The sequence below is a fragment of the Ignavibacteriales bacterium genome, assembly GCA_016709765.1.
Classification (GTDB): Bacteria; Bacteroidota; Ignavibacteria; order Ignavibacteriales; family Ignavibacteriaceae; genus IGN3.
On the sequence record JADJMD010000010.1, the window covers coordinates 34,134 to 58,476 of the forward strand.

The following is a 24,343-nucleotide window of genomic DNA, read 5'->3' on the forward strand; positions in this document are numbered from 1 at the left end:
TTGGTTATAAAAATAATTGATTAGTCCGGCACGTGGACAAGATAATATTCTTTTGCAGATTTGCCAATAGAAATCGCCTCACTTAAAGTCATATGCATATCATCAGGAGTGTCATCATCGTGCCCGGCTTCTAATATTGCAAGATCGGAATTTTTAGCATGTTTAACTAAATCATCACAATATGCCGTATCACCGCCGTAACATATTTTAATGTTATTAAATGAAAACTTAAAACCTAAAGCAGGCACCTGCCGTGTTGTTTTTTTATCAGATAGATATTCTTTGTGAATAACTGGAAAAGGCTTAATAGAGACTTTTTTACTTGTAAAGGATTTATCTCCGGTTATCTCTTTTAAAGTTATCTGATAAGTAATACTACTGCCGTATACTTTATTAAAGGCATTGTGTATGTGAACAATTTCAAGACATCCTTTGGGATAATGAATAACTAGCGGAGTTTGTTTGTTCATCACACGTAGATAAGTTAACAACGACCAAACACCTCCAACGTGATCGTGATGACCATGTGTTACAAACACATCTGAAATATTTAATATATCATTTATTTTAAGCTCTTTGTTCAGATCGCGTAAAATTCCATCGCCCGGATCAACAATAAAATTAGCATTACCCGCTTTTACTAAAATGCCTGTTGCAATGTTTGGTATGGAACAAAATATTTTTAGTGAAAAATTTCCTTTTGCCCAATTTATTGGATATTTGTTTTTCTTCATAATAAACTATTTCCCAACCTTACAGTCTTTTTTATTTTTGCAACGAGCAAAAATATTAAAAGAGTAACTGTCCATTTCAAATCCTAACTTATCACTTACTTCCTGTGGAATCTTACCCAATCGAACATCAGAAAATTCAACAATTTTACCGCAATCCACACAAATAAGATGATCGTGAGTTTGGCGTTTATAATTACTTTCGTACCTGTTAAGATTATCCCCAAAATTCCTTTTGCTTAATAAATCGCACTGCGCTAATAGTTCTAATGTATTATAAACTGTAGCTCGGGAAACTTTAGATTTTAAATTCTTCAATTGGATGAAAAGATCATCAGCACCAAAATGGCCTTTGTGTTCAAGAGCTGCATCCAGCACTTCAAATCTTTCAGGTGTGATGCGGCTTTTACCTGTTTTTAGAAAGGTCCTGAAGATATCAGCTGCTTTTTCGTTTCTCACTTATTTACTCGCTTATTACTTCATTAAAATAAATTTACAATGCACTAATATCAAGATTAAATCTGCTCTAAATTAGATTGTCATTGAATTAATTAAATCCTGCTAGTCGCAAAACATGGACGGTTATTAATGAAAATACGTATGCAGTTGTTGTAAAAATTATTATTTGTAAAACCGGAATTCTCCATCCACCGGTTTCTTTTTTAGAAACTGCAACAGTGGATAAACATTGCATCGCAAAAATAAAAAAAACAATTAATCCTACTATTGTTGATACAGTAAACAAAGGTTTACCCGTATCTTCATTAACAGCTGTCTTCATCGCATGCAAAATAGAGGATTGCAGGTTATCATCATCAGTAACTTTAAATATCATTGCAAGTGAACTCACAAATACTTCTCTAGCAGCGAATGCAGCAATTAATGAAACACCAATTCGCCAATCCATTCCTAACGGTCTCATTACCGGTTGAATAAATTTACCAAGATCTGCGGCATATGATGTTGAAAGTCTTTCAGCTTTTATCATTTGCACAGCTTGTTCTTGTGTTAACCCTTCAGTATTAATTTGCGGACTATGATTTGGAAAATATGTTAAGTACCAGATAGCGATAGATAGAACTAATATTATTGGTCCTGCTCTAAAAATATATTGCCTTGCATTTTCAAAAGAATTTCTGATTACGTTTTTTATTTTCGGAATTCTGTAAGCTGGCAATTCAAGTATAAATGATGAACTATCAGTTGCTTTTATAATTCTATTATTAAATTTATTAATAAAAGCCGCTATTACTAATGATCCTAAAATACTTGAGATGTAAATTACAGCTAATGCAATACCTGCAAGCCATACTTTGTCCTTAGGAGTTAGATAAGCTATTAGTAGGGCATAAACAGGTAATCTTGCACTGCAACTCATCAATGGGATAATAAAAATAGTTAGTAAACGTTCTTTCCTGTTTGATATAGTTCGGGCGGCGAGCATTGCTGGTATAGCACATGCAAACCCGGATAGCATTGGAACAAATGATTTGCCGTTTAACCCAATTTTGGATAGGGGTTTGTCTATCAACATTGCACCACGTGCTAAATATCCGGTGTCTTCAAGTAATCCAAGAATAAGAAACAGAATTAAAATCTGAGGAAGAAAAACTAACACTGAACCAGTTCCACTAATGATTCCATCAGCAATCAAATCGCTGTACCAAGTGTTCCCTAATAAACCGGTGGCAGATGATGAAAGTAGCCCAAAAAAGTCATCAACATAGTTCATAAACGGGTCAGCAATCCAGAAAATTGAAGTAAATGTAAACGCCATTATTAAAAAAAAGAAAATTAAACCCCAGCGTCTGCTTAATAAATACTTATCAATTTTTAATGTACGTTCATCGGGTCTGTTACTTCCATATTTTAATGTTGGATTTAATATTTTTAATTTTTCATTTGCTAGTTTAAGATTTGGCTCTTTTACTTCCTTAATTGGAACGATTACACTTTGTTCTATCCTTTCAATATCTTTATAAAGATTTAGGAGATCTTCTTTACTATTATTTTCAAAAACTTTATGTGCTATTTTTCTTTCAATCGATTCATTACTGTTTAGTTTAGGTTTTAAACAACTAAGTAACTTATCTATCCCTTTTCCGCTCCTACCATCAACTTTAATTACACCACAGCCTAGCTCTTCAGCTAATTTATCAGCATCAATTTCATATCCTTTTTTTGCGAGGATGTCATTCATGGTTAATGCAACTATCACATTAAAACCGGATTTAATTAATTGTTTTGATAATAATAAATGGCGTGATATCTGGCTGGCGTCCGCTGTTGCAATCAATAAATGTGGTGATCCAAATTCAGGATGATTATATAACGAGTTTATAGAAATTTCTTCATCCGGGGAGTTTGGATTTAAACTTATTATTCCAGGTGAATCCAAGACATCAGCATTTATTCCAAATTTACTTTGGATTTTACAAGTGGAGTATTCAACAGTTGAGCCTGGATAATTTACAGTCTTATAATTTTTTCCACTCAAACAGTTAAATAAAGTTGTTTTACCGGAGTTTGGTGGGCCTACTAATGTTATAAGATGTAACTTCTCTAAGGAAGCAGTGTTCATGACAATATTATACAGTCAGCTTCGTGTTTTCTGATTGCGATCAAAGTACCTCTTAATGCAAAAGCTAACGGGTCATTAAATGCTGATGAATTTACAAGCTCAATTTCTTGTCCTGGTGTAAATCCAATCTCTAAAATTCTTCTGAAGGATGGATGTGAATTATCAACATCACTTATTATTGCTCTTTCACCAAAATTTAATTCTGAAGCTGTTTTCATAATTTTTGTTTATTATTTAGATTTAGTCTATATAAAATTAGCTTAAGTTTGATTAACTGTCAAGATATTAATTATCATTTATTTTACTATCGTTCATTCTGCTTTCTCTGTTGATATCATATCAGTAAGGAAAAATATGATTTATAAGTTCTGTCTAACTTATAAGCACAATGAAAAGCTCAGCATTTGAGATAAACGGTAAAACCTGCCAAACTTGTAAAATTATTTACACTAATACGATTTTTACTTACTTAGCTTGTATAATTACAATAGGTAGTTTTTATAGGAAAATATTGTAAAGATTTTACAGTCTTACTTCTTACAAATAAATTGCTTGATTTATTTAACTAACAAGAGTTTTAGCCGTCAAATTTGTCTTAAGTGCTTAATTATTCTTTTACCTTTTTACATTTTTCAAGCCTTTTAGCAGGGGCGTCAATATTGTCAAATAATGGCACTAATCTTGAAAAACAGTTCCTGCAATAAATAATTTTTACTATTTGAAAAATCGGAGAAATAAAATGGAGATCGCAAAAATAGCTTTTTTAGAAACTTACACTCTTAGTGAAAACGGAGGAGTAATGGGGGCAATATTAGTAACAGATGCTGAGACCAAACCATTAGAATTTAGAGTTACCGCACCAATTCGTCCAACAAGTTTTCAGAAAACTTTGTATGGTGATGTCTTACTTGAACATATTCTAGTTGAATTAATTTCAGTTCCACTTCTTAATGCTGTTAATGAGCAAATTGATCTGATTGTTGTAAAAGATCCTCTGTTCCTGGGTGCAAATAACAAACAGGGAATAAGAGTAGTACGATTATTATCAGATGAAAAACAAAAATCAAGAAACAACACCGCAGTAGAATTACTAAACACTCCTTTAAATGGTTCAGCAAAAGGTTATTTGGAAACATCACAAAAATTTGAAGAGGAATTAAAAGGTATTAAAGAACGATTAGAAAAAATTGCTGAAGCGCGAAATCTTTCTGAACCTTTTGAAAGACTTAAAGCAGCTTGCGAGCAAGTTCAATTGCAACGCACAAACGACTAAGAAACTATTATAAATGATCCGTTCCGCAAGATCAAAAATAGCTTCTAGAGTTTCTAAATTAGAAACCACGGATGACTTCCATTTTGCCAAATGGCTTCGCGTTCCAAAAATTGAGAACGGGAATGTAACAGAAATTTATTCTGTAGATGAAGTTGAAAATATACCCGTTGAGAAATTAATAGAACCGAATGGACTAAAATTAAAATTTAAATTGAGTGTCCATAAAATTCCCCAGATTAGACAGAGCTATTTAATTGATAAACCAAAAGCTTACTTAATCTTTTTTGGGTTAACCCGACCACAGCTGTATACGATGAAAGAAAAAGTTCTTTCGGCTCCTGATATTATAGATCTTAAATCATCACTTCCGCAAATACCTGAAATAATTGATCAATCATCTATATTTATTGCTCAGACTCCAACTTTGTTTGATCAATCGGAATTGTTTATTGCAAAACCTCCAAAGTCTTATGATCAATCGTCAAATTTTTCAGTTGATGTAGTTCAAACCTATGATAAAAATGTTAGTTTTTCCGATATATCTATAAATGAAATTCCTCTTTTAATAACAGAACCAGACGTAACTGATGAACTGGCGAATCTTATCCCGGAAATTTATAACATAGAACTACTTAATGTTGAAAAGTTTGATGATGCATTAGTGGACTCTGAAAAAATTGAGATAGATGAAATTATTCTTCCTTTGGTAGATAAAATTGATGTACCCGGAATAGATGATCTAATTAAAAGTTTAACTGAGTCTCACTCTGTTCCGATTGAAGAAATGCTTCCGGCAAATATTCAATTTTATTCTCCATCTTTTGAAATTGCACATCCTGTGTTTAAAGTTAGAATCGACATTCCAAAAACCGTCGTTAAAAAAGTTGTAATCAAACAAAAAAATCTTGAACCGGTTGTAATTGATGTACTTGATGATTCTTCTGTTTCAGAGTTTACTAAAAATAATATTCTATCCTTGTTATCATCTTTTAGAGAACTTGGCTGGGCAGAGTATTCTAAAATGATAAATCCGCTTTCGGATTATGAACTTGAATCTGCAGAGTTTCTTACATCAAATAACTTTGCTGTACTAAATGATGAACTTGGTTTTGAGAAGTTTGATCAAACTTCGGCTGCTCTTGGTTACTTATCAAAAAAAGGAAGCATAAAATCTGTTCTGGTAATTAGCGATGCTACAAGATTTAAAACTAATTGGACACCATCATTAAAGTCTTTTACAAAAGATCTTAAAATTAAAAAATATGAACCAGGTACAAATAAAAAGATTAAAGGCTCATCAGTTATCTGGTTTCTTGATATAAACGATTTAGGTAAAATTGAACTTAAAGATTTTAGTAAACTGGATCTTATATTATTTGATGAACTAGTTAATATTAAATCTTCACCTAATCAGATTGATGAAATAGTAAATAAGATTGAACCGTCATATATATGGATTCTATCTGCTATAAATAATGGAAAGGCTGGTAAGAAATTTCTTTCAGAATTTGATTTTACACAAAAAGTTTCTTTTAATACATTTGGTAAAACCCTTTCTGAAATACAGGGTGATGATCCGGTAACAACTGTAAAAGATATTTGGCTTGAGCTTGATGAGATGCAGCTATTTGAATATTCTGAAGCTCTTGCTCAATCAAAAGAAGAACTGAGTGAATTATTTGATAGCCCAAATCCGTTAAGATTTCAATCGAATATTTTTACAATTATCCACAAGTTAAAACAGATTTTAAACTTTTCAGCATTCCGAAATATTAGTCCAAAAGCAAATATACTTATAGAGCAAGTTGAAGCTATTTCGGGAAATAAAAATAAAGGAATGATCTTTACTCAATATGATGTAAATGGATTAAAGAAAATTGAAAAAGTTCTTGAAATGAATAATATCAAATATGTTGTTGGCAGAAATGGCATGTCTGCAGAAGAACTTAAACAATCTCTTACAGAATTTTATGATCGGCGTACTGTTACTATTTTCCTAACCAATTTAAAGCCATCAAGAATAAATATTAACCTTACAAAAGTTCAATATATATTTAATTTCGATACATGGTGGAACCCTGTTACAAGATGGCAAAACGATGATGAGATGGGTATTAATGAAATTGTTCATGCACCTGTTGTAGTTTATAACTACCACATCAAAAATACGTTTGAAGAAGAACTTAATCGGCTTATGGAGGAAAGAGGACTTAATAACCGTTACCTCTTCGACAATCTTAAAAGCGAATCTCTTTCAGAACTAATTACGATGGAAGACTGGCTTTATATATTTGGTATGAATGATCAGTTTATAAAAGTAGTAAATAGTGAACGTACAAAACTTATCAAACAACTTCAAAATATTGATCTTACCGGTTATAAAACTCTAATGAAATTCTTCTTTAGTTATTTAGGCTATCGAGATTTAAGTGTTATGGATATTGATGAGGACCCTATGTTTTACATAATAGGAACCTCCAGAAAGGGAACAACTCCCGTTAATCTTCACGGAAAATGTTTACTTACAACAGATGTTAAAAAAGAAGATTATGAAGAGGTTATACACTTTAAACCGGCAGCAAACGAAATAAAAAGAAAGTTTGTTGTCACTAATGGCGAATTTTCTGAACGCATCAAAAACGGAACGATGTACATTGATGGTAAAGATCTTGCTAACTTCATTATCACACTTGGTTTAAAATCATACGTAACGCCTAAGAAAAGTAGCTAGTATTTTTTAATTAAATTATTTTCAGTTTTTCAATAAAATAATCCATTGTATTTTTTAAGCCTTCCAAGCGATGAACTTTTGGTTCCCAACCGAGAACTCTTTTAGCTTTTGAAATATCCGGTTGTCTAACTCGAGGATCATCTATTGGAAGAGGTTCATAAATTATTTTGCTTTTTGATCCTGTTAACTGAATTATTTCCTCGGCCATTTGTTTAACTGTTATTTCTTCCGGATTTCCAATGTTGACAGGTTCCTTTTCATCTGAGAACAATAACTTAAATATTCCATCAACCTGATCGTCGATATAAATAAAACTGCGTGTTTGACTTCCATCTCCAAAAATAGTAATTGGCTGATTGTTTAATGCTTGTAAAAAAAAAGCTGGGATAGCTCGTCCATCTTTTAATCGCATACTTGGACCGTATGTATTAAAGATTCTAACAATTCGTGTGCTTAAGCTATGATATCTTTGATATGCCATAGTAAGTGCTTCCGCAAATCGCTTGGCTTCATCATATACTCCCCGTGGCCCAATTGGGTTAACATTTCCCCAGTAATTTTCTTTTTGAGGATGCATTAAAGGATCACCGTAAACCTCAGATGTTGATGCGAGTAAAAACCGAGCACCTTTTTCTTTCGCTAACCCTAATGCATTGTGAGTTCCTATCGACCCAACTTTTAAGGTTTGAATTGGCAGTTGATGATAATCAATAGGGCTTGCAGGTGAGGCAAAGTGCAATATGTAATCAACTTTGCCGGTAACATGAATAAAGTTTGTTACATCGTGATGTATAAATTTAAATTTAGGATTTGCGAAAAGATGCTGAATATTATCTATGCTACCCGTTAATAAATTATCAATACAAATTACACTCATGCCTTCGTGTAATAACCTATCACAAAGATGAGATCCTAAAAATCCTGAACCACCGGTAATAACTGCTGTAGCCAAAATTATCCTTTAAGTATTTGGTGTTTATTCCGCCTCGGCAGATTAGTTCTTAGTTAATTATTATAATAGTAAAATTAAATAAATAATATATAAGAAATTAGCAGCAATACCGTATTCTCTAACTTCCTTCCTAATAAGAAATCTGCAAATAAATATTAAAGTTACTTTTCTCTTGAAAGAAATCACGATCTCCGTCAGAACAAGATTTTAAAAAACCGCCGCGGCGGATCACGGAATTAATTTGATTTCATTTAAATTAATCCACATTATAAGAATTATTGTGTTTGTATTTGCTCATCAAAAGGATGGTGCCTGTCCTGAGCTTTTCGAAGGATCAAAAAATATTACGCAGTGAAAGGATCAGAGATAAATGCTGTTTGAACGCAGCTAGCCTGCCTGCCTGCAGTCAGGTTATAACTTTTCTTCAAAGAAAAAAGTTAAGTGAAATAAATTAATATAAAGAATCTCGTATTTTCAGTTGATACAACTTATCTCGATTCCAATAGACTACAACTTGTAGCAAAGGGAACTGTAACTAACAGGGGAGACTCTAAAATTGAAACTCCCTGGTACTTAGAAGCACAGTTTCATACAACAATAAGCGTTAATGTAAAACTTCCCGGAAGCAATGCCCAGATCGGTGTACTGCTTACCCAAAACCAGGCTGCAATATTTACGCTATATTATTCCTCTTAAAATGTGGATGTTAGAAATTTTCCAAATATTGGTGTAAAGGATTTTCGTGGAATTTATAAATAATAGTTATTATTAAGTGGTAAGAGGCAAGAAATTAGAAGCCCCGAGGCTGTCGGGGCTTCTAATTTTTCAAATATAAGACTTATTGGTTTTAAACTGATTTACTTTACTCTTTCTCTAATCTTATTTGCTTCATTAAGAGAATTGAAATAACCAATCCTCACTCTATACCATCTTCCATCAAGTTCCTTTATATCCGCAATTTCAATAAAAGAGTTAAAGCCTTTAGATTGAAGGCGTTTCGCTTCGTTTTCTGCTTTTTCACTTGTACGCCATGATGAAACCTGTACACAGTACATATTTCCATCGCTAAAAATCATTTGACCTACGCTTCGTTCTTTAGAACTATCATATAGCTTATTATCTTTGTTAACTTCTGTTTTCTGTTCAGTAACTGACATGTTACTATTCATCAATACAATAGCTACCCTTCTATTTAATGCTCTGCCTGTTTCAGTATTGTTATCAGCAATCGGTCTGTCCGGGCCGTAACCATATATTTTTAATCTATTAGGATTAATTCCATTATTAATAAAATAATTATAAACAGATCTTGCTCGTTCAAAGGACAATTCCTTATTCATCTTATCTGATCCTGTGTTGTCTGTATGCCCCTCAATTTCCCATTTAGTTTCAGGATGATCATTCATAACTTTAATAACTTGTTCAAATTCTGTATATGCAGAAGGCAGAAGCTCGGACTTTCCGATTTCAAAGTTTGTTCCGCCGCTAAAAACAAATTCAGTTTGTTTAATTGGTTCTACAACTTCCTCAATTACCTCACATCCCCATTTATTTACTTCAGTGCCAATTGTTGTACCCGGGCATAAGTCTTTATAATCAGGTACACCATCCTCATCTGTATCTGATGGACAGCCTCGAGTATCAACTTTAACTCCTAACGGAGTATCGTTGCACAAATCAAGAAAATCCGGCACACCATCATTATCTATATCTAAAGGACATCCGTTAGAATCTACTACAACATATTTAGGGGTATCCTTGCACTTATCCATATAATCTGCAATTCCATCCATATCTGAATCTAAAGGACAACCTGATTCATCTACTTTTACATATGGAGGTGTATCGTTACACATATCTTCATCATCGCTAACACCGTCATTATCAGAATCTTCTATCCCCCCAAAATAAAACTGAATTCCGCCGGCAAATGTAAAGAACATGTCATTATCAGAACCTCCTGTAATTGAATTAGGAGAATCATCAAAATTATCAAACGGCAGATAATTCAACGTACCGGCAATGTTTAAGGAAACTTGCTCACTTACCATAAATTTTATACCCAATTCACCGTTGGCAAACCAGTTATTTACGCTGTATCTATTTTGTTTATTTCTTTCCAGGTCATTACCATCAACATCTCTGGGCTGATAATTTATCCAGCCGATATGAGCGGCTGCATACGGGTAAACTGAATTCCAGTAAGTATAAGTATAACTTAAACCTCCGGTAAACATAATTAACTGTGTTCTAAATTCAGTAAGCGGCGGGTAAGCTACCCTATAAGTCGGCCTTCCTGTTCCGGCTGCATAACCAAATGTGCCTGTACCTGATATACCAAATACACCGTTACTTGTGGAAGGGAAATAAATATCTCCCATCAGGTTTGCTATATAATCGAACTCAGCATTTTTAAAATCAGAAAAGGTGTAAGTAACTCCTCCTCCAAATCCGAAACCTGATTTGTAAGCAAGCGGATTGTATTTTTTAACCTCTCTGTTTTGAGCGAAAGAGGAGGTAATAAAAATGAACACAGCAAGGATGAAATAATTTTTCATTTTATTTCCTAAAATTTAATGACTAATTAGTTTTATGGTATACTTTAGAAATAGTTGATGTTTGCAAACAATATTTTAGCTTATTTAACATTAATAATATAAATATAATTTTCTATTTAATGTTTAATTACAACTGATAATAAATAGAAAATTCTAATATATTTTTTAAGTCGTTAAACTCACTAATTCTTAAATCGTCTTCATCTTTTATATCTGAATATGTGTATTTCATTCCTATATGAAGATCGTGCTGATACTCATAATTAACACTTAATCCGGTACGATACTCTTTTCTCAACGGACCATATAAAAAAGATCTTCCGTTATTTTTAATATCGTGATATGCATAATAAATATCGTCAAGGCCGCCTTTTCTTAATTTTTCGATAAATATCATAAACCTCAAACCCCTTAATGCTTGATAATTTAACTCCATTCTAATCTGATCGGCATTTTGACCCAGCCAATGGCCTAATGTATATTCAAGGTGCTGATAATTTGTCAATTCATCTTTATGCTCATATACCCAGGGATTAATTCTTGTGTATTCTAAAGTTAAATCTAAATTTGGAAGCATCAGGTCAACCATTTTTCCGCCAAGTGTAAGCCCTACCCATGTATTATTAAAATTATTTTCCAGGATATTGCGTATCTCTGTTACATCAACAAATAAGGTTGAATAGAACTTAAAATTTTGCGGATACTTAACTGATAAATCAAAAAACAGCATACCATTGCCGTCACCCACATCGCCTCTGCCGGTATTATGATCCAAAAATTTGTAAAACATAAAAGGTATAAAAAACTCGGGTCTTAAATCTCCGCTGTACACAATTGCATTGCCAGCAGATATATCTATTCTATCCCACGGAGTTACTGTAATTAAATTTGCTGCAATGTATTTATTAAAATAACTTTTTCTTAATAGTTGGTTGGGTGTACCGGGGTATGCATAATAAAAGGCGGCTGAGTCAAGAACTAAAGAGTTTAACCAGCCATGGATATAGGAAAATCTTAACCAGGATACCGGATTTAAATTTAGCCGTATTTGGGGATATGAAGGTGCTTTATCCGACAAAATTAATTGCCCGAATTCACCATGACCCCATTGTACGTAATCCTTTATCAGGGAAACGTTTCCCCATCCCCAGTTAAAACTTATACTTCCTTTTACATCGCTGTACTCAATTCCATCCGGTGCTGTTTTATACCAGGCACCTCTTACTTCAGTAAATGATTTATCTTTATCAAAAGTCTCCCCGAATTCACCTTTATCCCGTATATCAAAACTTGCTCCAAACCAATCAGAATATGTTGTATATGATGACAATCCTATCCACCTGGAATGACCTGTTCCATTTTCAGAAAACGAGATGCCGTATCCGGCAATAGGGGAGAGTTTTAAATTAAAAAGTGTATCACTGTAACTGAACAAAAACCAGCGTTCCTTTATTTTTCTATCATTTAAGGATATTATTTTATCTGTGCCGGATAAATCTGTTATTATTTCTGAATTCTCTGAATTTTGTTCTTTAATCGACACAGGTCTTAAACATTGTACTTCATAATAATATTCCCTCAAATAAAAATCTAACTCATCAATTTCAACATCACTCAATACTATCCCTTTTTCAATCTCCAATTTGTTATTAACGGCATCTGATATTTCAATTAATTTTTCTGCTGCATATAGCCTTGTAAAAGGTTTCACCTCATCATTAAGTTCAATTAACCCTTTTAAATTTTCTCTTTCAAGAAAATTATACACTCCGTTTTCCAATGGAATGTATACCACCTGGGCATAAACAAAGGATGATTTATTATTAAGAATTGAAACAATAAATACTAAGACCAGTATTACGTAAGCTTCTTTAAACATTATTCCTGCAATTATTCTATTTGTTGATAATAGTGCTGACCCAAAATATTTAATAAATTTTATACACTATAATATTTTTTTATAATTACCGGCGCTTAAGCACTTCGCTTTTTCATAAATAAAATGTTATGTAGTATCTTAAAAAAATACTTTACGTCCGTTATTATCGGATGTTTTTCATAGGACTCTAAATAGTCTCTTTCTGATTTTTCAATCTCTTCAATAGATTTAGGCATATCAGCATAAAATGGTGGAACCAGTCCGGGTTTAAATCCCCTCCTCCTTTGCTGATGTTCAACCGAATATAAACCTAAATAGTGATTACTTATCGGTCTTACCCCCACAAATTTCAAATCGCCTTTAATCCAGTTTGCCAGCATCGGCAATTCATCTATCCAGAACTTCCTTAAAAATTTACCCCAGCCGGGTATTCTAAAATCATCTTTAAATTTCCCTCCATCACCCAAACTATTTTGTTTATACACAAAATCCTGAATGTATTCAGAATAAGGATGCATTGTTCTTAGCTTATATACAAATATAGTTTTACCGTTTTTACCAACCCGCTTCATCCTGAATATTGGACTGTATTCAGGATCCTTATCTGAACTTACATCCCTTGCCTTAACCGCAATAAAATAAACTGCACTGTCTATTTCCTGCAGATCAAGAATTTCAAAACCCGTAAATACAAGTCTTCCTAATCCCTCTGCAAGGGATATAGCACGGTCTGTTCCTTTTTCAATCAAAAAATAAATTCTTCTAAGCAGTGGAATTTTGGGTATAACTCTTTTCCATAAAAAATCAAAAAAATATAAAATATCTGCAAGCACAGAATGATATTTTGAACTATATCTTATATGCCGGTTTTTATTTGGGATTATTGAACTTACAAATACGCCGCCCTTTAACAGTTTATTATTAATTGTTCGCAGGTAGTCATTAATTCTTCTAAAATCATTTAGTTCATGAAGGTTTATTATCATCTGAAAACTGTTATTATTAAGAACCTGCATGTTGAAAGGATCAGCTGATTTAACTAAAAAGGTTTTCCTGTTGTCAAATGTTACAAGTGAAATATTTCTGTTAAGAAAATCAAAAACATTTTTATAATTTTTTAATAATTCAGATTCAAGTTTGTTCTTTAGTAATGACCCTACTACCTCCAAATTTGAAAAACTATACTTCTCATTTGTGTTCTTTACTACCGGCGCATTTGCCGGGCCCTTAACCTCAAATGTTTTTAGAAACACAGATGTTATCTCATCGGTCTTTGCTTCTATTCTATCAAAAAAAAGAAAAATAAATAAAATGAAAGATGCAATAGAATATGTAAATGCCGCCTGCATAAAGTAATGCCAGTGCGTATCCCTTATACCAAGCGAGAAAACCGTAAAAGAAATAAATGATACCACAAGTAAATAATATTTTATATGTAGTCCGATGGCAGTCAATCTGCTTTTACTATTGCCTATAGGGTCGAATTTATGCGTTATTGCTGCGAAGAAAAACCACGAAAAATAAACAATTATAAGCATTAACAATTTTTTCTTGTTTAAATTTTCAAGGCCGATTGTTTTTATTATCTCCAAATAAACTACAATACTAAGTATAGCCGCATCCGCAATAAGATATGCAAAAGATATTTTTATTTTTTGTCCCAGGTTGATGTTTTTTCGCCCCTCGGATATTGCATAAAAATAAATTATTTCAAGCATAAATCCGGTTAGAACAAAGCTTATTACAAATGTTCTGGATATATTCAAAACATCCAGATAATACACAAGCAAGGTTATCATACCCAGCGTTAAAATAAGTGAGATGTAAAGCTTTCTAAAAATCTCACGGATATAATGTTTGCGTGTCAGGTTATATTTATTAGAAAGGAACAATGTAACGAGTATTGCTGTCATTGATATATTAAACAACTTCACATAGTTTTCTGAAAGTTCTAGTGTGCTGTTTTTTAAATAATAAAAAATAAAAAACGAAATAGCATAAAAACCTAATACTAAAGCATTGTTTAACAAAAAATGTGTATTACTATCATTCAAGAATAAGATATTACCGCTCGATTCAATTGAGGATTTTGAATCTGAAATTGTTTCCTGCGTATTTTTCAACTTAAAACTTTTAAACATTTATTCTCTTAATTTCATAAAATACAATAAACCTTGCTTTAGCTGTTTTTAATTTTCCTCTTTCAACTAAAATCAAAGGTATTTAATATATAATCACACATAACTTTTTATAAGATAATCAAAAGGGTTGTTGCTATTCTTCACCATTGGATATTCACCAAATCTTCTACCTAAATATAAATATATATCCAAGTATATGCAGAAAAATTTTATTTGTAACTTTTAACTTATGAAATCTAATATTACTAAAAACTATCTTACTGAAACCGCACTTTTAGTATCTCTTATTGCTAATACTGTGGTGTCGGGTATTTCAAACAATACCTCAACTTCATTAATGCTGAAGATTATTTCGTCTTCTGTTCTGCTTATGCTGCTGTATTTGCATCTGCTTCTAAATCAAATCCCTGTAATCTCATTTATAAAATCCAAACAGCTTAATAGAATCCTGATCGTAATGCTTTTCGTAATTGCATATCTTGCACTAACGCTTTTATACTCTTCAAATCCTGTATACGGGTTTAATAAAATTCTTAATATTCTTATCAGTGTAATACCGGGCGTTATAGTTGTTTATTTTTTCTTTTACGGAAATAATGCAAATGCACTTAATAAAATAATAACTATTTCTTCTTTTATCATTATCGTACTTCTTATGTTAGTGCTTTGGCTTCAGCCATTTGATCATTCCACAATTTATAAGTTTTCACCGGGCAGATGGAGTCATTCTATTGTTGGCAGAATAAGCAGCTTTATAACTTTAATTTTACTTTTATTTACTCTTGTTCAAACTGACTCAAAAAAATCATTAAATACTCTTTAGTTTATGGTGCCGGCCTTTATCTTACTTATCTTACAGGGTTAAGATCAGCATTTATCGGACTGATAATCTTTTCTATTATAGCGCTTGCCCTTAAATATTATTATGTATTACGAACTGCATCAACCAATCTTGCTGCAGAATCAGAGGATAATACATTTGATTCACAGATTGATTCTGTCAGCACTTTAACGCCGGCAGGAAGTTATTTCTCTACCATCTTTATTATCATCATTTTATCAATTGTATTTCTACTAATTATGATTGCACCAGCAGAATTACAATCTGGTAAAAGGTTTGAAAATTTAACAAAGGTTGAAAATCTTGATTTCGGAAATGATGCTGCCATTCTTGTCCGCTTGATGTCTTATGAACTTAGTATAGAAATAATTAAAGAGCACCCGATGTTAGGAATAGGATTTGGCGGGTTTAACGGCTATAATAATATTGAATGGACACGTACCGGTAAGTACCCGCACAATATCATCCTTGAAATATTATCCGAACTGGGCATTGTTGGGCTGGTATTTTTTAGTGCATTTCTATTTATAACTATTAAATCAATTGTTAAATCTGGATTATCAACTATTGCAATCTACTCCATACTGATAACATTTCTTTTCTCAATCTGGCTTGCTATGTGGGCAAAGGATTTATCTACACAAAGTTTTCTCTGGCTATACTTTGCAGCATACGGAGCAAAGAGCAAGGCGCTTAATGCATAGCGATGCTTGTTGAAAATTGCGGCTAATAGTAGAACAGAACTATGAGGCAGTTTATTAAAAAAATTATTATTTTTGAATGAAGAGGCAGAACTAAAATTTTACTATTATTTTACCATTTTATGCCCAATATTATATTAGTGAAGCATCGTAAATAATTATCTAATAAGAAGTTATAGTTAATACTTAAAGTAAATATAGAGAATATATATGGCAGCAAATATTGAAAAGCAGCAAAAATTTATTGAATTAAGAGCGGAGGGGTTATCGTTTGATGAGATAGCAAAGAAGGTTAATATAAGTAAACCAACATTGATTAAATGGAGCAAGGAATTGAAGGATAAGATTGATGAAGTGACACAAATTATTGAGGAGCAATTTTTGGCAGAGCAAAGAATTAAAAATATTGCAAGGGCTCAAAAAATTTCTGAAGAACTTGACAGAGCATATAATGCGCTTAGCAATACTAATTATGAAGATATGAAAAAAAAAGATTTGATTAATATAATTAAAGTTCTTGAAGAAAAATTAAATTTGAAAATACAGGGTAATAAAGAGCAGCAAGAAGAAAGTTATGACATACAGGTGAGAACGAAGCTTATTGGATTGGCTGATAAAATGCCAGATGTGCCAGACGGAAGTAAAGACCGGAACGAACCAGAAAATGAATAAGATTATTAAGATTAACCGTCATTTGTTTTCCGATTGACATTTACCATCGACCCTCATCAAAATACAATCACTCCTCCATTTATGCCTATCCCAATTTGTAATCCTGATTGGCAATGTCATCTAAGGACGTGAGACGAAGGATCGGGGATAACAAGAAATGTAAATGAAAAGGTAATGGATTAATTTATTTTAACTTTCTTCTTGATAAGAAAGTTACAAAGAATCAAGACTGACAAAATAAACGCTAAAATTATTTTGATACTTCGCTGGAATAAAATAACTCACCTGCAGGAACAGGTTCAAACAGATTTACTTCCATTCGCTACCTCTCTTATAATTTTATACGCGTTTCTTTTGATGTCACTTAAATATTATTGATATAGATTTGTTGACTCACATTAAAAGAATTATAGCCTGTTCCGATTACTGTGCGTGAGATGGCCGGGGTAGGTTAAAATTGCAGAATATCGCCTTTACGGGGTTTTAATTAATTTGATTGGGTTATTTGATTACAAACCTACCTACCGGCAGGCAGGCATACTACCCCGCTGGGGTCCAGTATCCAGCATCTTTCTGCACTGCCTTCAATTGCTGGCATCTGGAATCTTCCATCTCCTATTGTGGACTGTGAACTGCCTACTGTTGACTGAAGACTGACTTCTTCCTTCACACGTTTGACCTTTTACGTTTATCATTTTCAATACGCAAACATTATATAATAAAAATAAACACTTCCTATAATTACCTGGTAACCCAGCCAGTACTTCAAAATGTTATTCTTATTTATCCGGTTAAAAATAAATATATATGCTGTTACAACAAGAGGAAGCATATGCCTTTCGGACGGAAGCCTGTTTAATGAAAAACCTATTGCGAGTACAATGTATAACAAGAAAATAAACCATGACTTACTATCATCTGCTTTTCTAAAAAACACAACAAAAGAACTAATACCCGCAAAACAAAAAAGCACTTTTAACAAAAAAGATAAAACACTTATGTAACCATCCACCTTAGCTAAAAAATTAAAAGTAATGCCTGATATTCCACCAACAGTAGGCTGGTTAACCCAAACAGGAAAAGCAAATACTACAAGCAATACACTTAAAAATAATATAATCAGTAATTCCGCTGCTTTATCTTCTTTAATGTTAAACACCATATACGGCAACAATACAGCCCCTAATGTAACAATAACACCAGTAAGTCTGTTCAAACTAAACTCTGTACCCCAGGCACTGTAAGCCGGATGAACTAAACCGCCCCACAATAAAAATACTATCATCGGAAGAACAAAGGGAAGTATAAAATAGATAATATGTAAAATTGATTTTGTACCCGCCTTTGTTAAATATTCTTTATAAAATAAATAACCGACATAAAACACAAACACAATTAAATAAAACTGCTGACATAAAACAGCCGCCGCTAAACTTAACCCCGCTGATAAAATATATCCTGCACTCTTTCGTTCAGCCAGGTAAATAAAAAGTAAAAAGAACATCAATCCGTAAATAGACATAAAAAATGCAAATGAAGGTTTTAAATAGTACGGATAGAAAAACAATATCAACAAAGGGTAAATAAAATTTTTGTTGTCTGTTTTTAATAACTGTGCAAATATTAACATCGTTAGCAATGAGATAATGATATTTGATAATCTTACAGCAAATAACGAGGGTTTGATATTAAAAATTTTTAGGGAGTGGAAACTATTATATAGGGCAGGGGAGTGCTTGCCGATTTATACCCTCTCTCTTAATTGCACCAGGTATTCCATTATCATAAAAAGTCTGTACAGTTGGTAAATGGGATTCCCTCTCATCGATGTGAAAGTTCAAAGTAGCTAATGATACAACACTAAAAATTGCATAAAGAAAAATTACAACTGCTATTTCAATTCTAAACTTCTTATGCATCTTTCTTCTTACCGTTTCACCAATTGAAAATTGAGCATTGTTTTCATCCTCACCTCTCTCTTCTCTCGTCTTGCCTCTTGCATATTGTCTACTGCCTATTGTCTATTGTCTACTGAAGACTGACTTCTTTCCTCTCACGTTTCGCTTCTCACGTCTTGCGTTTTCCACTTTCCTCTGCGCCCTATACTGCTAGACACGATCAATCAATACTCTGGCTGCGGTTTTGATGGGCAGCAATAATGTATATCTTATTGCTAAATAATGTTATATAATACTAAAGGAAATTTTCTTAACACTGCTTTCGGGTGGGGGCTTCAAATTTTTACCTAAACCGTTTAATTGTAATTCATAATATTCAATAGCATCATCTAACTCTATTGAAGCAGGTTCTATAAATTCAATCTGCATCTATCTGTAACGCTCAATAATTTCATTAATTGAAATTGATTTTACTCTGTTCTCCTCCAATGCTTTATATCGTTTTCGATTCATCGCCCTTTCAATTTTCTCATCAGGCTGATTAACTTTTAGACAACATCTCTATTAGTAATAATCTTTCAGCGGGGGGAACAGAAGAGCATCCTTAAAAACTGATTTTGTATCCATTATTTTGTCCTTTTGAATTCATCTCTTGCAATATTATAAAAAGTAATTTACAAAAACAGATGTTAACTTAAAAAGTGATTAGTTATCATTTACTAGCAGCATCTTTCCTCTCACGTCTCACGTCTTTCCTTTTGCCTCTTGCATATTGTCTACTGCCTGTCTATGCCACTGGAGCCTGTTTATCGTCTGTCTTGCTATTGTCCTGCCTCTGAACCTGCTTCTTTCCTCTCACGTTTCGCTTCTCACGTCTTGCGTTTTTCCGCTCTTCTCCAATTGAACATTGAGCATTCAAAATTCAACATTTGTAGGTATCCAGTATCAAGTATCCGGGATCTAGTATCTCTCTAATAATATCTTAACAATCCTCTCAGCAGCTTTTCCATCCCACAACTCCGGTATCTTTCCCTTTTTCTTCTTGCCAGCAAGTATCTCATTCACAACTCTTTCAGCTTCATCAAAATTATCCCCGACAAGATGATTCGTTCCGATTTCTACAGTAATAGGTCTTTCGGTACTGTTTCTAAGGGTAACACATTGAACACCAAGATAAGTACTCTCTTCCTGTATCCCTCCGCTGTCCGTTAAAATAACCTCTGCATTTTTAATCAACCCTGCAAAATCTAAATAACCGATCGGTTCTGTAATAATTAAATTTTCTGAAATCTCAATACTCAAACCAAACTTCTCAATATTATTTCTTCGTTCTTGGATGAATAGGGAAGATGATCTTTCGCTTTTCCGCTATACGATTAAGCATCTTTATTAACTCCGCAAGCTTTTCTTTATCATCAACATTACTAGGCCTGTGCATTGTTACAAGGATGTAGTTGGTAGTAGGGGTAGTGATAGTGCCGAGTGTGGTCTGGGCCTTCTTCGCGGGCGGGCGAAGTTTGTCCTTCGCTAAGCGCTCTGCCCTCTGCGCCACTATCGGTAGATAGTAGACCAGACTGTCAATCATCACATGTCCAACAAAAAATACTTTACTATCCGGAATCCCTTCATTCTTTAGATTTTCTAATCCGCTTCGTTCAGTTACAAATAAATAATCAGATATAGAGTCTGTTAGTATCCTGTTAATCTCTTCCGGCATTCCACGATCAAAACTCCTTAATCCAGCTTCAACGTGTGCAACCTTTATCCCTAATTTTACAGCAGTCAGACTGCAGGCTATAGTCGAGTTTACATCTCCAACCACGATTACCAAATCCGGTTTCTCTGTTAACAAAACCTTTTCAAATTCTATCATAATCCTTGCAGTCTGTTCTGCGTAAGGATCCGCCACCAATGCCCAAATAAAAATCAGGTTTGGGTAATTCCAGTTCATCAAAAAACACCTTGCTCATCTTTTCATCATAATGCTGACCGGTATGACAGATTAAATGTTCAATGTTCAATGCACAATGATCAATGACGTCTGACGTTTCACTTTTAACGTCTAGCGTCTTACCTATTTCGTTTATCGCTCTATATATCGGCGCTATTTTCATAAAATTCGGACGGGCGCCTACTACGGATATAATTTTCATTGTCTTTAAATGTTTGTATTTAGTTTTTGGTTCTTGGTTCGTTGTTCAAGTTTCTTAGTTATGGGTTCTAATTTTTTTTAAAATTACCATTTAGCGCTAAACCTTTTTCATTATTACAACTTACTTCTTACGTTTCACGTCTGGCGATTCACTTAAATGTGTACTGATACTCAGGATTCTCTTTCAGCACCTTTACACTCTTTGGATAATTCTCAATAAACCAAACCATAAATGCTGTAACATCAATTTTATCTGCAAGCATTTTCATTCTGCGCTTTTGCCACTCTTCTTTAATATTCGGAAAACTTATTAGTTCGTCAATCTTGCTTAAAAGTTTTTCAGGTTCAGATGTTTTTATGCCGTAAGTTAACCCATATTTATGTTCTAATTCTTCAAGATAGCCCAGTTTACCAACAAAATCATTAAACCTTATTGATGGTATTCCGAGAACTGCGGCCTCAGCGGTCATTGTTTGGCTATCACCAATATAAATATCGGATGATGATAAAAATGATAGAACATCAGCAGGAGGAATTGATATTCTATATTTATCAAGATTTTCCGAAATATTTCTTTCTGATGATATATAAACATCCCCGTGTAAAATTAATTTGCTAACAATTCGATTTGCTAATTCATCTGTTATTCCGGTTTTACCGTCATCGTGATGAGCTGTTAATTTTGCAAATCTTAAAAAATATTTGCGCGCAGTATTATTTCGGTTAGATGAAGAAACATTCAGTTTCACTCTATTTGGATGAAGATACGCTAGCTCGTGATATCCTTCATAGAATACAGTTTTTTTGATCCATCTTCCGACACTACAGGTTGAAGGCGCAAGTATATTGGTTGCAAATGGGTAGCTTAATTTTGAAAATAACGGAACTGCTTCTGCATCATCTTCATTTACTACTATTGAAGGAATACCCAAAAGCCTGCCAATGTGAGTAATTTCTGCTGAAGTGCCAATCATCAATGAAGGTTTTAATCCCTAACTATCTTAAGAAATTCCCAGTCTCTTTCCAGTAAACTAATGGCTACTGATGACATAGTTTCTTTTCTATCATGGGGGTATATATTTTTATGATCCCACCCCCCAGCATCTAATAGGTCTTCGAGCACATCTTTCCGTTTAATTACTATTTCAACGGAATGTGTATTATTGCGTAGCTCTTTTATAGTCTCCCTGAACAAATGGAAATGTGCCGGATGACCTAAATAAAAAAGATATTTCATAGCTGATGTTTTCCCGAAACTAATTTTGCTAGTGCAGTAAACATCCATGCATTTGACCACCGCATGAATGATGTTTTTTCTGTTTTAGAATCATAACCTCTAAAATAAAAATATCCGTGATCATTCTGCATATTGTTAATCATGTATTCAGCTACCTTATCAGCAATTTCCTCATTTCCGAATCTCGTCAATGTTAAAATTGATTGTGCAGCAGCCGTACAATCAATCGGGTATTTTTTATTGTTGTAAAACTTAGGTGCGCCATCAGATTCAAAAAAGTTTTTTAGGTAATAATTAAACCCATTTTTAATGTATTCATTATATTTTTTATCATTTGAATTATTTTGATATTCATCAAGACAATCAAGTACATACCCTGTATGATAATTATCCACCCATTTACCTGATACTGCTTTTGAATAATACCATGATCCATCCGGATTTTGCTCCTTAATTACAAACTCAACTGCATTCTTTGCTTCATTTATAAGGCTTTCTTCTTTTGTAATTGAGTACACCTGCGAAAGTAGTCTTGAACCTTTCATACTTGCATTGAATACACACTGTTTGTCAAAAGGGGAGTAGGAGAAGGAGAAGGGGGCGGTCGGTAGTGGGTGGTCGGTTGTCGGTTGTAGTATATATGTCCTATTTAGATCATTTAAAACAAATTTTGCTGCACTAACAAGTAACTCTTTAGCTTTTTCATTACCCGTTATTGAATAACAAATATAAAGCGCATTAGTAATTATTCCTGTTGCAACCACTGTTGGCTGATACGCTGCTATTTTTGCATATCGTGCCTCCCAGTCAAAATCATATCCCCAGCAAGCGCCGGAGTAAACCTTAGATTGTAATCTCTCCAACTCATTCACTAAAAAGTTAATCTTACTTTCTAATTCTAAATTTTTAATTTTTAATTGTTCATTGTTCATTAAATAGCAGTAACCTTGCAGCATTAAGCCCAGAGTAACAGGATTATATCCTTTTGGTATCCTTAACAATTGTCTTAAGTTAAATGGTGATCTTTTAACAAACTGTTGTGCACCAAATCTTATAAACTTGTTAGAATTAAAAAATGGAAGTTTAAAAAGCGGTGAAGAGAGAGCATCATAAGGATCCCAGCCTTTATATTTTTCCTGTTCTATATACTTTTGTAGCTTTTCAAACGCCTCATTTAATGATTTCATTTTTATCTAAATTTTTATAACTGTCCTTGTTTTAATAGCCTCTATTGCTTTAAAGGTTACCAGACTACTTAAATATAAATCACGAAACGGAATAGGTGAGGGAAGACCATTTTTTAAAGAATTTATAAACATATTAATTTCAGCAGCGTGACCTTTATCCTGCTTCTTAATTTTAATAGTCTTTAGCTTAGACCCATATATCTTTAGTTCTTTGAAGTCATCAAGAATCATAACTTTACCACCGCTGAAAACTTCCAGATATTCTTTTGGCAGGGATTTATCACCATTAGAAAAATAGGATATGCTGGCAATCCCGCCATTGGTAAACTTCAAATTGATATTGATAGTATCCATCAGGCTATCAGAAGTTTCCATTTCTTCAGCCGAAATTGATTCAACTGGTGATCCAGCTATAAAAATACATAAATCTATAAAATGACAAACCTCACCAATAATTCTTCCGCCGCCAATTTCTTTATCCTGTACCCAATGTTCTTTTGGAATTGTACCTGCATTTATTCTGTAGTTAATAGCTTTTGGTAAATCATCACTTAATTCGCTTTTAATGTTTGCAATTGCTGGCGCAAATCTTCTATTATACCCAACCATTATTCTTAATTTTGAATTTTGAATTATGAATTTTGAATTTATAATTTCTAGTTCTTCTTCTGACATTGCAAGTGGTTTCTCTACAAAACATTTTTTACCGGCTTCAGTGCTTTTATTACATACTATGATGATTATGCCGTGTGGCTATAAAAACAGTATTTACATTTTCATCTTAATAACTTCATCTGCATTACCGGTTG

19 protein-coding genes and 1 pseudogene are annotated in these 24,343 nt (G+C 33.2%); 5 read left to right on the forward strand and 15 right to left on the reverse strand.

The window, feature by feature from the left end; all coding sequences use genetic code 11:
- Positions 1-20 precede the first annotated feature (20 nt).
- The 4 genes from IPJ23_05735 to IPJ23_05750 all read right to left on the reverse strand — a co-directional run bounded on the left by IPJ23_05735 (position 21) and on the right by IPJ23_05750 (position 3,530).
- Positions 21-734 (reverse strand): ribonuclease Z, encoded by a 714-nt coding sequence (locus tag IPJ23_05735; protein ID MBK7630188.1) that lies wholly within the window; start codon positions 732-734, stop codon positions 21-23.
- Positions 735-740: 6 nt separating this feature from the next.
- Positions 741-1,190 carry a transcriptional repressor gene (locus IPJ23_05740; GenBank protein ID MBK7630189.1) on the reverse strand — a complete coding sequence of 150 codons (450 nt, stop codon included), beginning with the start codon at positions 1,188-1,190 and terminating at the stop codon, positions 741-743.
- Between the two features lie 88 nt (positions 1,191-1,278).
- Positions 1,279-3,312: a ferrous iron transport protein B gene (gene feoB, locus IPJ23_05745; GenBank protein ID MBK7630190.1), complete on the reverse strand. Its 2,034-nt coding sequence runs from the start codon at positions 3,310-3,312 to the stop codon at positions 1,279-1,281.
- The gene (locus IPJ23_05750) at positions 3,309-3,530 is read right to left on the reverse strand and encodes a ferrous iron transport protein A (GenBank protein MBK7630191.1); all 222 of its coding nucleotides are present in this window, start codon (positions 3,528-3,530) and stop codon (positions 3,309-3,311) included. The genes feoB and IPJ23_05750 overlap by 4 nt, the downstream gene beginning before the upstream one ends.
- 521 nt (positions 3,531-4,051) lie before the next feature.
- On the opposite strand from IPJ23_05750, the gene IPJ23_05755 reads away from it, so the two are divergent.
- Both IPJ23_05755 and IPJ23_05760 read left to right on the forward strand, forming a co-directional pair.
- Positions 4,052-4,585 (forward strand): hypothetical protein, encoded by a 534-nt coding sequence (locus tag IPJ23_05755; GenBank protein ID MBK7630192.1) that lies wholly within the window; start codon positions 4,052-4,054, stop codon positions 4,583-4,585.
- A 13-nt stretch (positions 4,586-4,598) separates the two neighbouring features.
- Positions 4,599-7,316, forward strand: a complete 2,718-nt coding sequence (locus IPJ23_05760) for a hypothetical protein (protein MBK7630193.1) — start codon at positions 4,599-4,601, stop codon at positions 7,314-7,316.
- Between the two features lie 10 nt (positions 7,317-7,326).
- Here IPJ23_05760 and IPJ23_05765 read toward each other — a convergent pair whose 3' ends face one another.
- The 4 genes from IPJ23_05765 to IPJ23_05780 all read right to left on the reverse strand — a co-directional run bounded on the left by IPJ23_05765 (position 7,327) and on the right by IPJ23_05780 (position 14,846).
- A complete protein-coding gene (locus IPJ23_05765) occupies positions 7,327-8,268 on the reverse strand; it encodes an SDR family oxidoreductase (protein ID MBK7630194.1) in 942 nt (313 codons plus the stop codon).
- Between the two features lie 857 nt (positions 8,269-9,125).
- On the reverse strand, positions 9,126-10,826 hold the full coding sequence (locus IPJ23_05770) for an OmpA family protein (protein ID MBK7630195.1): 1,701 nt from the start codon (positions 10,824-10,826) through the stop codon (positions 9,126-9,128).
- A 127-nt stretch (positions 10,827-10,953) separates the two neighbouring features.
- Entirely contained in the window at positions 10,954-12,705 is a 1,752-nt protein-coding gene (locus tag IPJ23_05775; protein ID MBK7630196.1) for a hypothetical protein, read from the reverse strand.
- Positions 12,706-12,800: 95 nt separating this feature from the next.
- Positions 12,801-14,846 (reverse strand): sugar transferase, encoded by a 2,046-nt coding sequence (locus IPJ23_05780; protein MBK7630197.1) that lies wholly within the window; start codon positions 14,844-14,846, stop codon positions 12,801-12,803.
- 229 nt (positions 14,847-15,075) lie between these two features.
- Between IPJ23_05780 and IPJ23_05785 the strand changes: the two genes are divergently transcribed.
- The 3 genes from IPJ23_05785 (at position 15,076) to IPJ23_05795 (ending at position 17,060) form a co-directional block, all read left to right on the forward strand.
- Positions 15,076-15,669 carry a hypothetical protein gene (locus tag IPJ23_05785; GenBank protein ID MBK7630198.1) on the forward strand — a complete coding sequence of 198 codons (594 nt, stop codon included), beginning with the start codon at positions 15,076-15,078 and terminating at the stop codon, positions 15,667-15,669.
- Positions 15,651-16,391, forward strand: coding sequence for an O-antigen ligase family protein (locus IPJ23_05790; GenBank protein ID MBK7630199.1), 741 nt, complete (start codon positions 15,651-15,653; stop codon positions 16,389-16,391). The genes IPJ23_05785 and IPJ23_05790 overlap by 19 nt, the downstream gene beginning before the upstream one ends.
- A 207-nt stretch (positions 16,392-16,598) precedes the next feature.
- Positions 16,599-17,060, forward strand: coding sequence for a hypothetical protein (locus IPJ23_05795; GenBank protein ID MBK7630200.1), 462 nt, complete (start codon positions 16,599-16,601; stop codon positions 17,058-17,060).
- A gap of 697 nt (positions 17,061-17,757) precedes the next feature.
- On the opposite strand, the gene IPJ23_05800 is transcribed toward IPJ23_05795, so the two are convergent.
- From IPJ23_05800 to IPJ23_05830, 7 genes and pseudogenes are all read right to left on the reverse strand, one after another.
- Positions 17,758-18,582 (reverse strand): hypothetical protein, encoded by an 825-nt coding sequence (locus IPJ23_05800; protein ID MBK7630201.1) that lies wholly within the window; start codon positions 18,580-18,582, stop codon positions 17,758-17,760.
- Positions 18,583-18,775: 193 nt separating this feature from the next.
- Positions 18,776-18,979 carry a hypothetical protein gene (locus IPJ23_05805; protein MBK7630202.1) on the reverse strand — a complete coding sequence of 68 codons (204 nt, stop codon included), beginning with the start codon at positions 18,977-18,979 and terminating at the stop codon, positions 18,776-18,778.
- A 264-nt stretch (positions 18,980-19,243) separates the two neighbouring features.
- Positions 19,244-19,387: a hypothetical protein gene (locus IPJ23_05810; GenBank protein ID MBK7630203.1), complete on the reverse strand. Its 144-nt coding sequence runs from the start codon at positions 19,385-19,387 to the stop codon at positions 19,244-19,246.
- A gap of 531 nt (positions 19,388-19,918) precedes the next feature.
- Positions 19,919-21,111, reverse strand: a pseudogene (gene wecB / locus IPJ23_05815) (UDP-N-acetylglucosamine 2-epimerase (non-hydrolyzing)).
- A 148-nt stretch (positions 21,112-21,259) separates the two neighbouring features.
- A complete protein-coding gene (locus IPJ23_05820; GenBank protein ID MBK7630204.1) occupies positions 21,260-22,084 on the reverse strand; it encodes a DUF354 domain-containing protein in 825 nt (274 codons plus the stop codon).
- Between the two features lie 259 nt (positions 22,085-22,343).
- Positions 22,344-23,534 carry a delta-aminolevulinic acid dehydratase gene (locus tag IPJ23_05825; protein ID MBK7630205.1) on the reverse strand — a complete coding sequence of 397 codons (1,191 nt, stop codon included), beginning with the start codon at positions 23,532-23,534 and terminating at the stop codon, positions 22,344-22,346.
- 6 nt (positions 23,535-23,540) lie between these two features.
- On the reverse strand, positions 23,541-24,209 hold the full coding sequence (locus tag IPJ23_05830; protein MBK7630206.1) for a hypothetical protein: 669 nt from the start codon (positions 24,207-24,209) through the stop codon (positions 23,541-23,543).
- Positions 24,210-24,343: the final 134 nt, after the last annotated feature.

Coding starts and splice junctions, on each gene's coding strand:
- IPJ23_05795 (MBK7630200.1), top strand. CDS start 16,599: ATGGCAGCAAATATTGAAAAGCAGCAAAAATTTATTGAATTAAGAGCG.
- IPJ23_05805 (MBK7630202.1), bottom strand. CDS start 18,979: ATGCATAAGAAGTTTAGAATTGAAATAGCAGTTGTAATTTTTCTTTAT.
- IPJ23_05800 (MBK7630201.1), bottom strand. CDS start 18,582: ATGTCTATTTACGGATTGATGTTCTTTTTACTTTTTATTTACCTGGCT.
- feoB (MBK7630190.1), bottom strand. CDS start 3,312: ATGAACACTGCTTCCTTAGAGAAGTTACATCTTATAACATTAGTAGGC.
- IPJ23_05770 (MBK7630195.1), bottom strand. CDS start 10,826: ATGAAAAATTATTTCATCCTTGCTGTGTTCATTTTTATTACCTCCTCT.
- IPJ23_05820 (MBK7630204.1), bottom strand. CDS start 22,084: ATGATTGGCACTTCAGCAGAAATTACTCACATTGGCAGGCTTTTGGGT.
- IPJ23_05810 (MBK7630203.1), bottom strand. CDS start 19,387: ATGCAGATTGAATTTATAGAACCTGCTTCAATAGAGTTAGATGATGCT.
- IPJ23_05755 (MBK7630192.1), top strand. CDS start 4,052: ATGGAGATCGCAAAAATAGCTTTTTTAGAAACTTACACTCTTAGTGAA.
- IPJ23_05830 (MBK7630206.1), bottom strand. CDS start 24,209: ATGTCAGAAGAAGAACTAGAAATTATAAATTCAAAATTCATAATTCAA.
- IPJ23_05750 (MBK7630191.1), bottom strand. CDS start 3,530: ATGAAAACAGCTTCAGAATTAAATTTTGGTGAAAGAGCAATAATAAGT.
- IPJ23_05775 (MBK7630196.1), bottom strand. CDS start 12,705: ATGTTTAAAGAAGCTTACGTAATACTGGTCTTAGTATTTATTGTTTCA.
- IPJ23_05760 (MBK7630193.1), top strand. CDS start 4,599: ATGATCCGTTCCGCAAGATCAAAAATAGCTTCTAGAGTTTCTAAATTA.
- IPJ23_05785 (MBK7630198.1), top strand. CDS start 15,076: ATGAAATCTAATATTACTAAAAACTATCTTACTGAAACCGCACTTTTA.
- IPJ23_05735 (MBK7630188.1), bottom strand. CDS start 734: ATGAAGAAAAACAAATATCCAATAAATTGGGCAAAAGGAAATTTTTCA.
- IPJ23_05825 (MBK7630205.1), bottom strand. CDS start 23,534: ATGAAATCATTAAATGAGGCGTTTGAAAAGCTACAAAAGTATATAGAA.
- IPJ23_05780 (MBK7630197.1), bottom strand. CDS start 14,846: ATGTTTAAAAGTTTTAAGTTGAAAAATACGCAGGAAACAATTTCAGAT.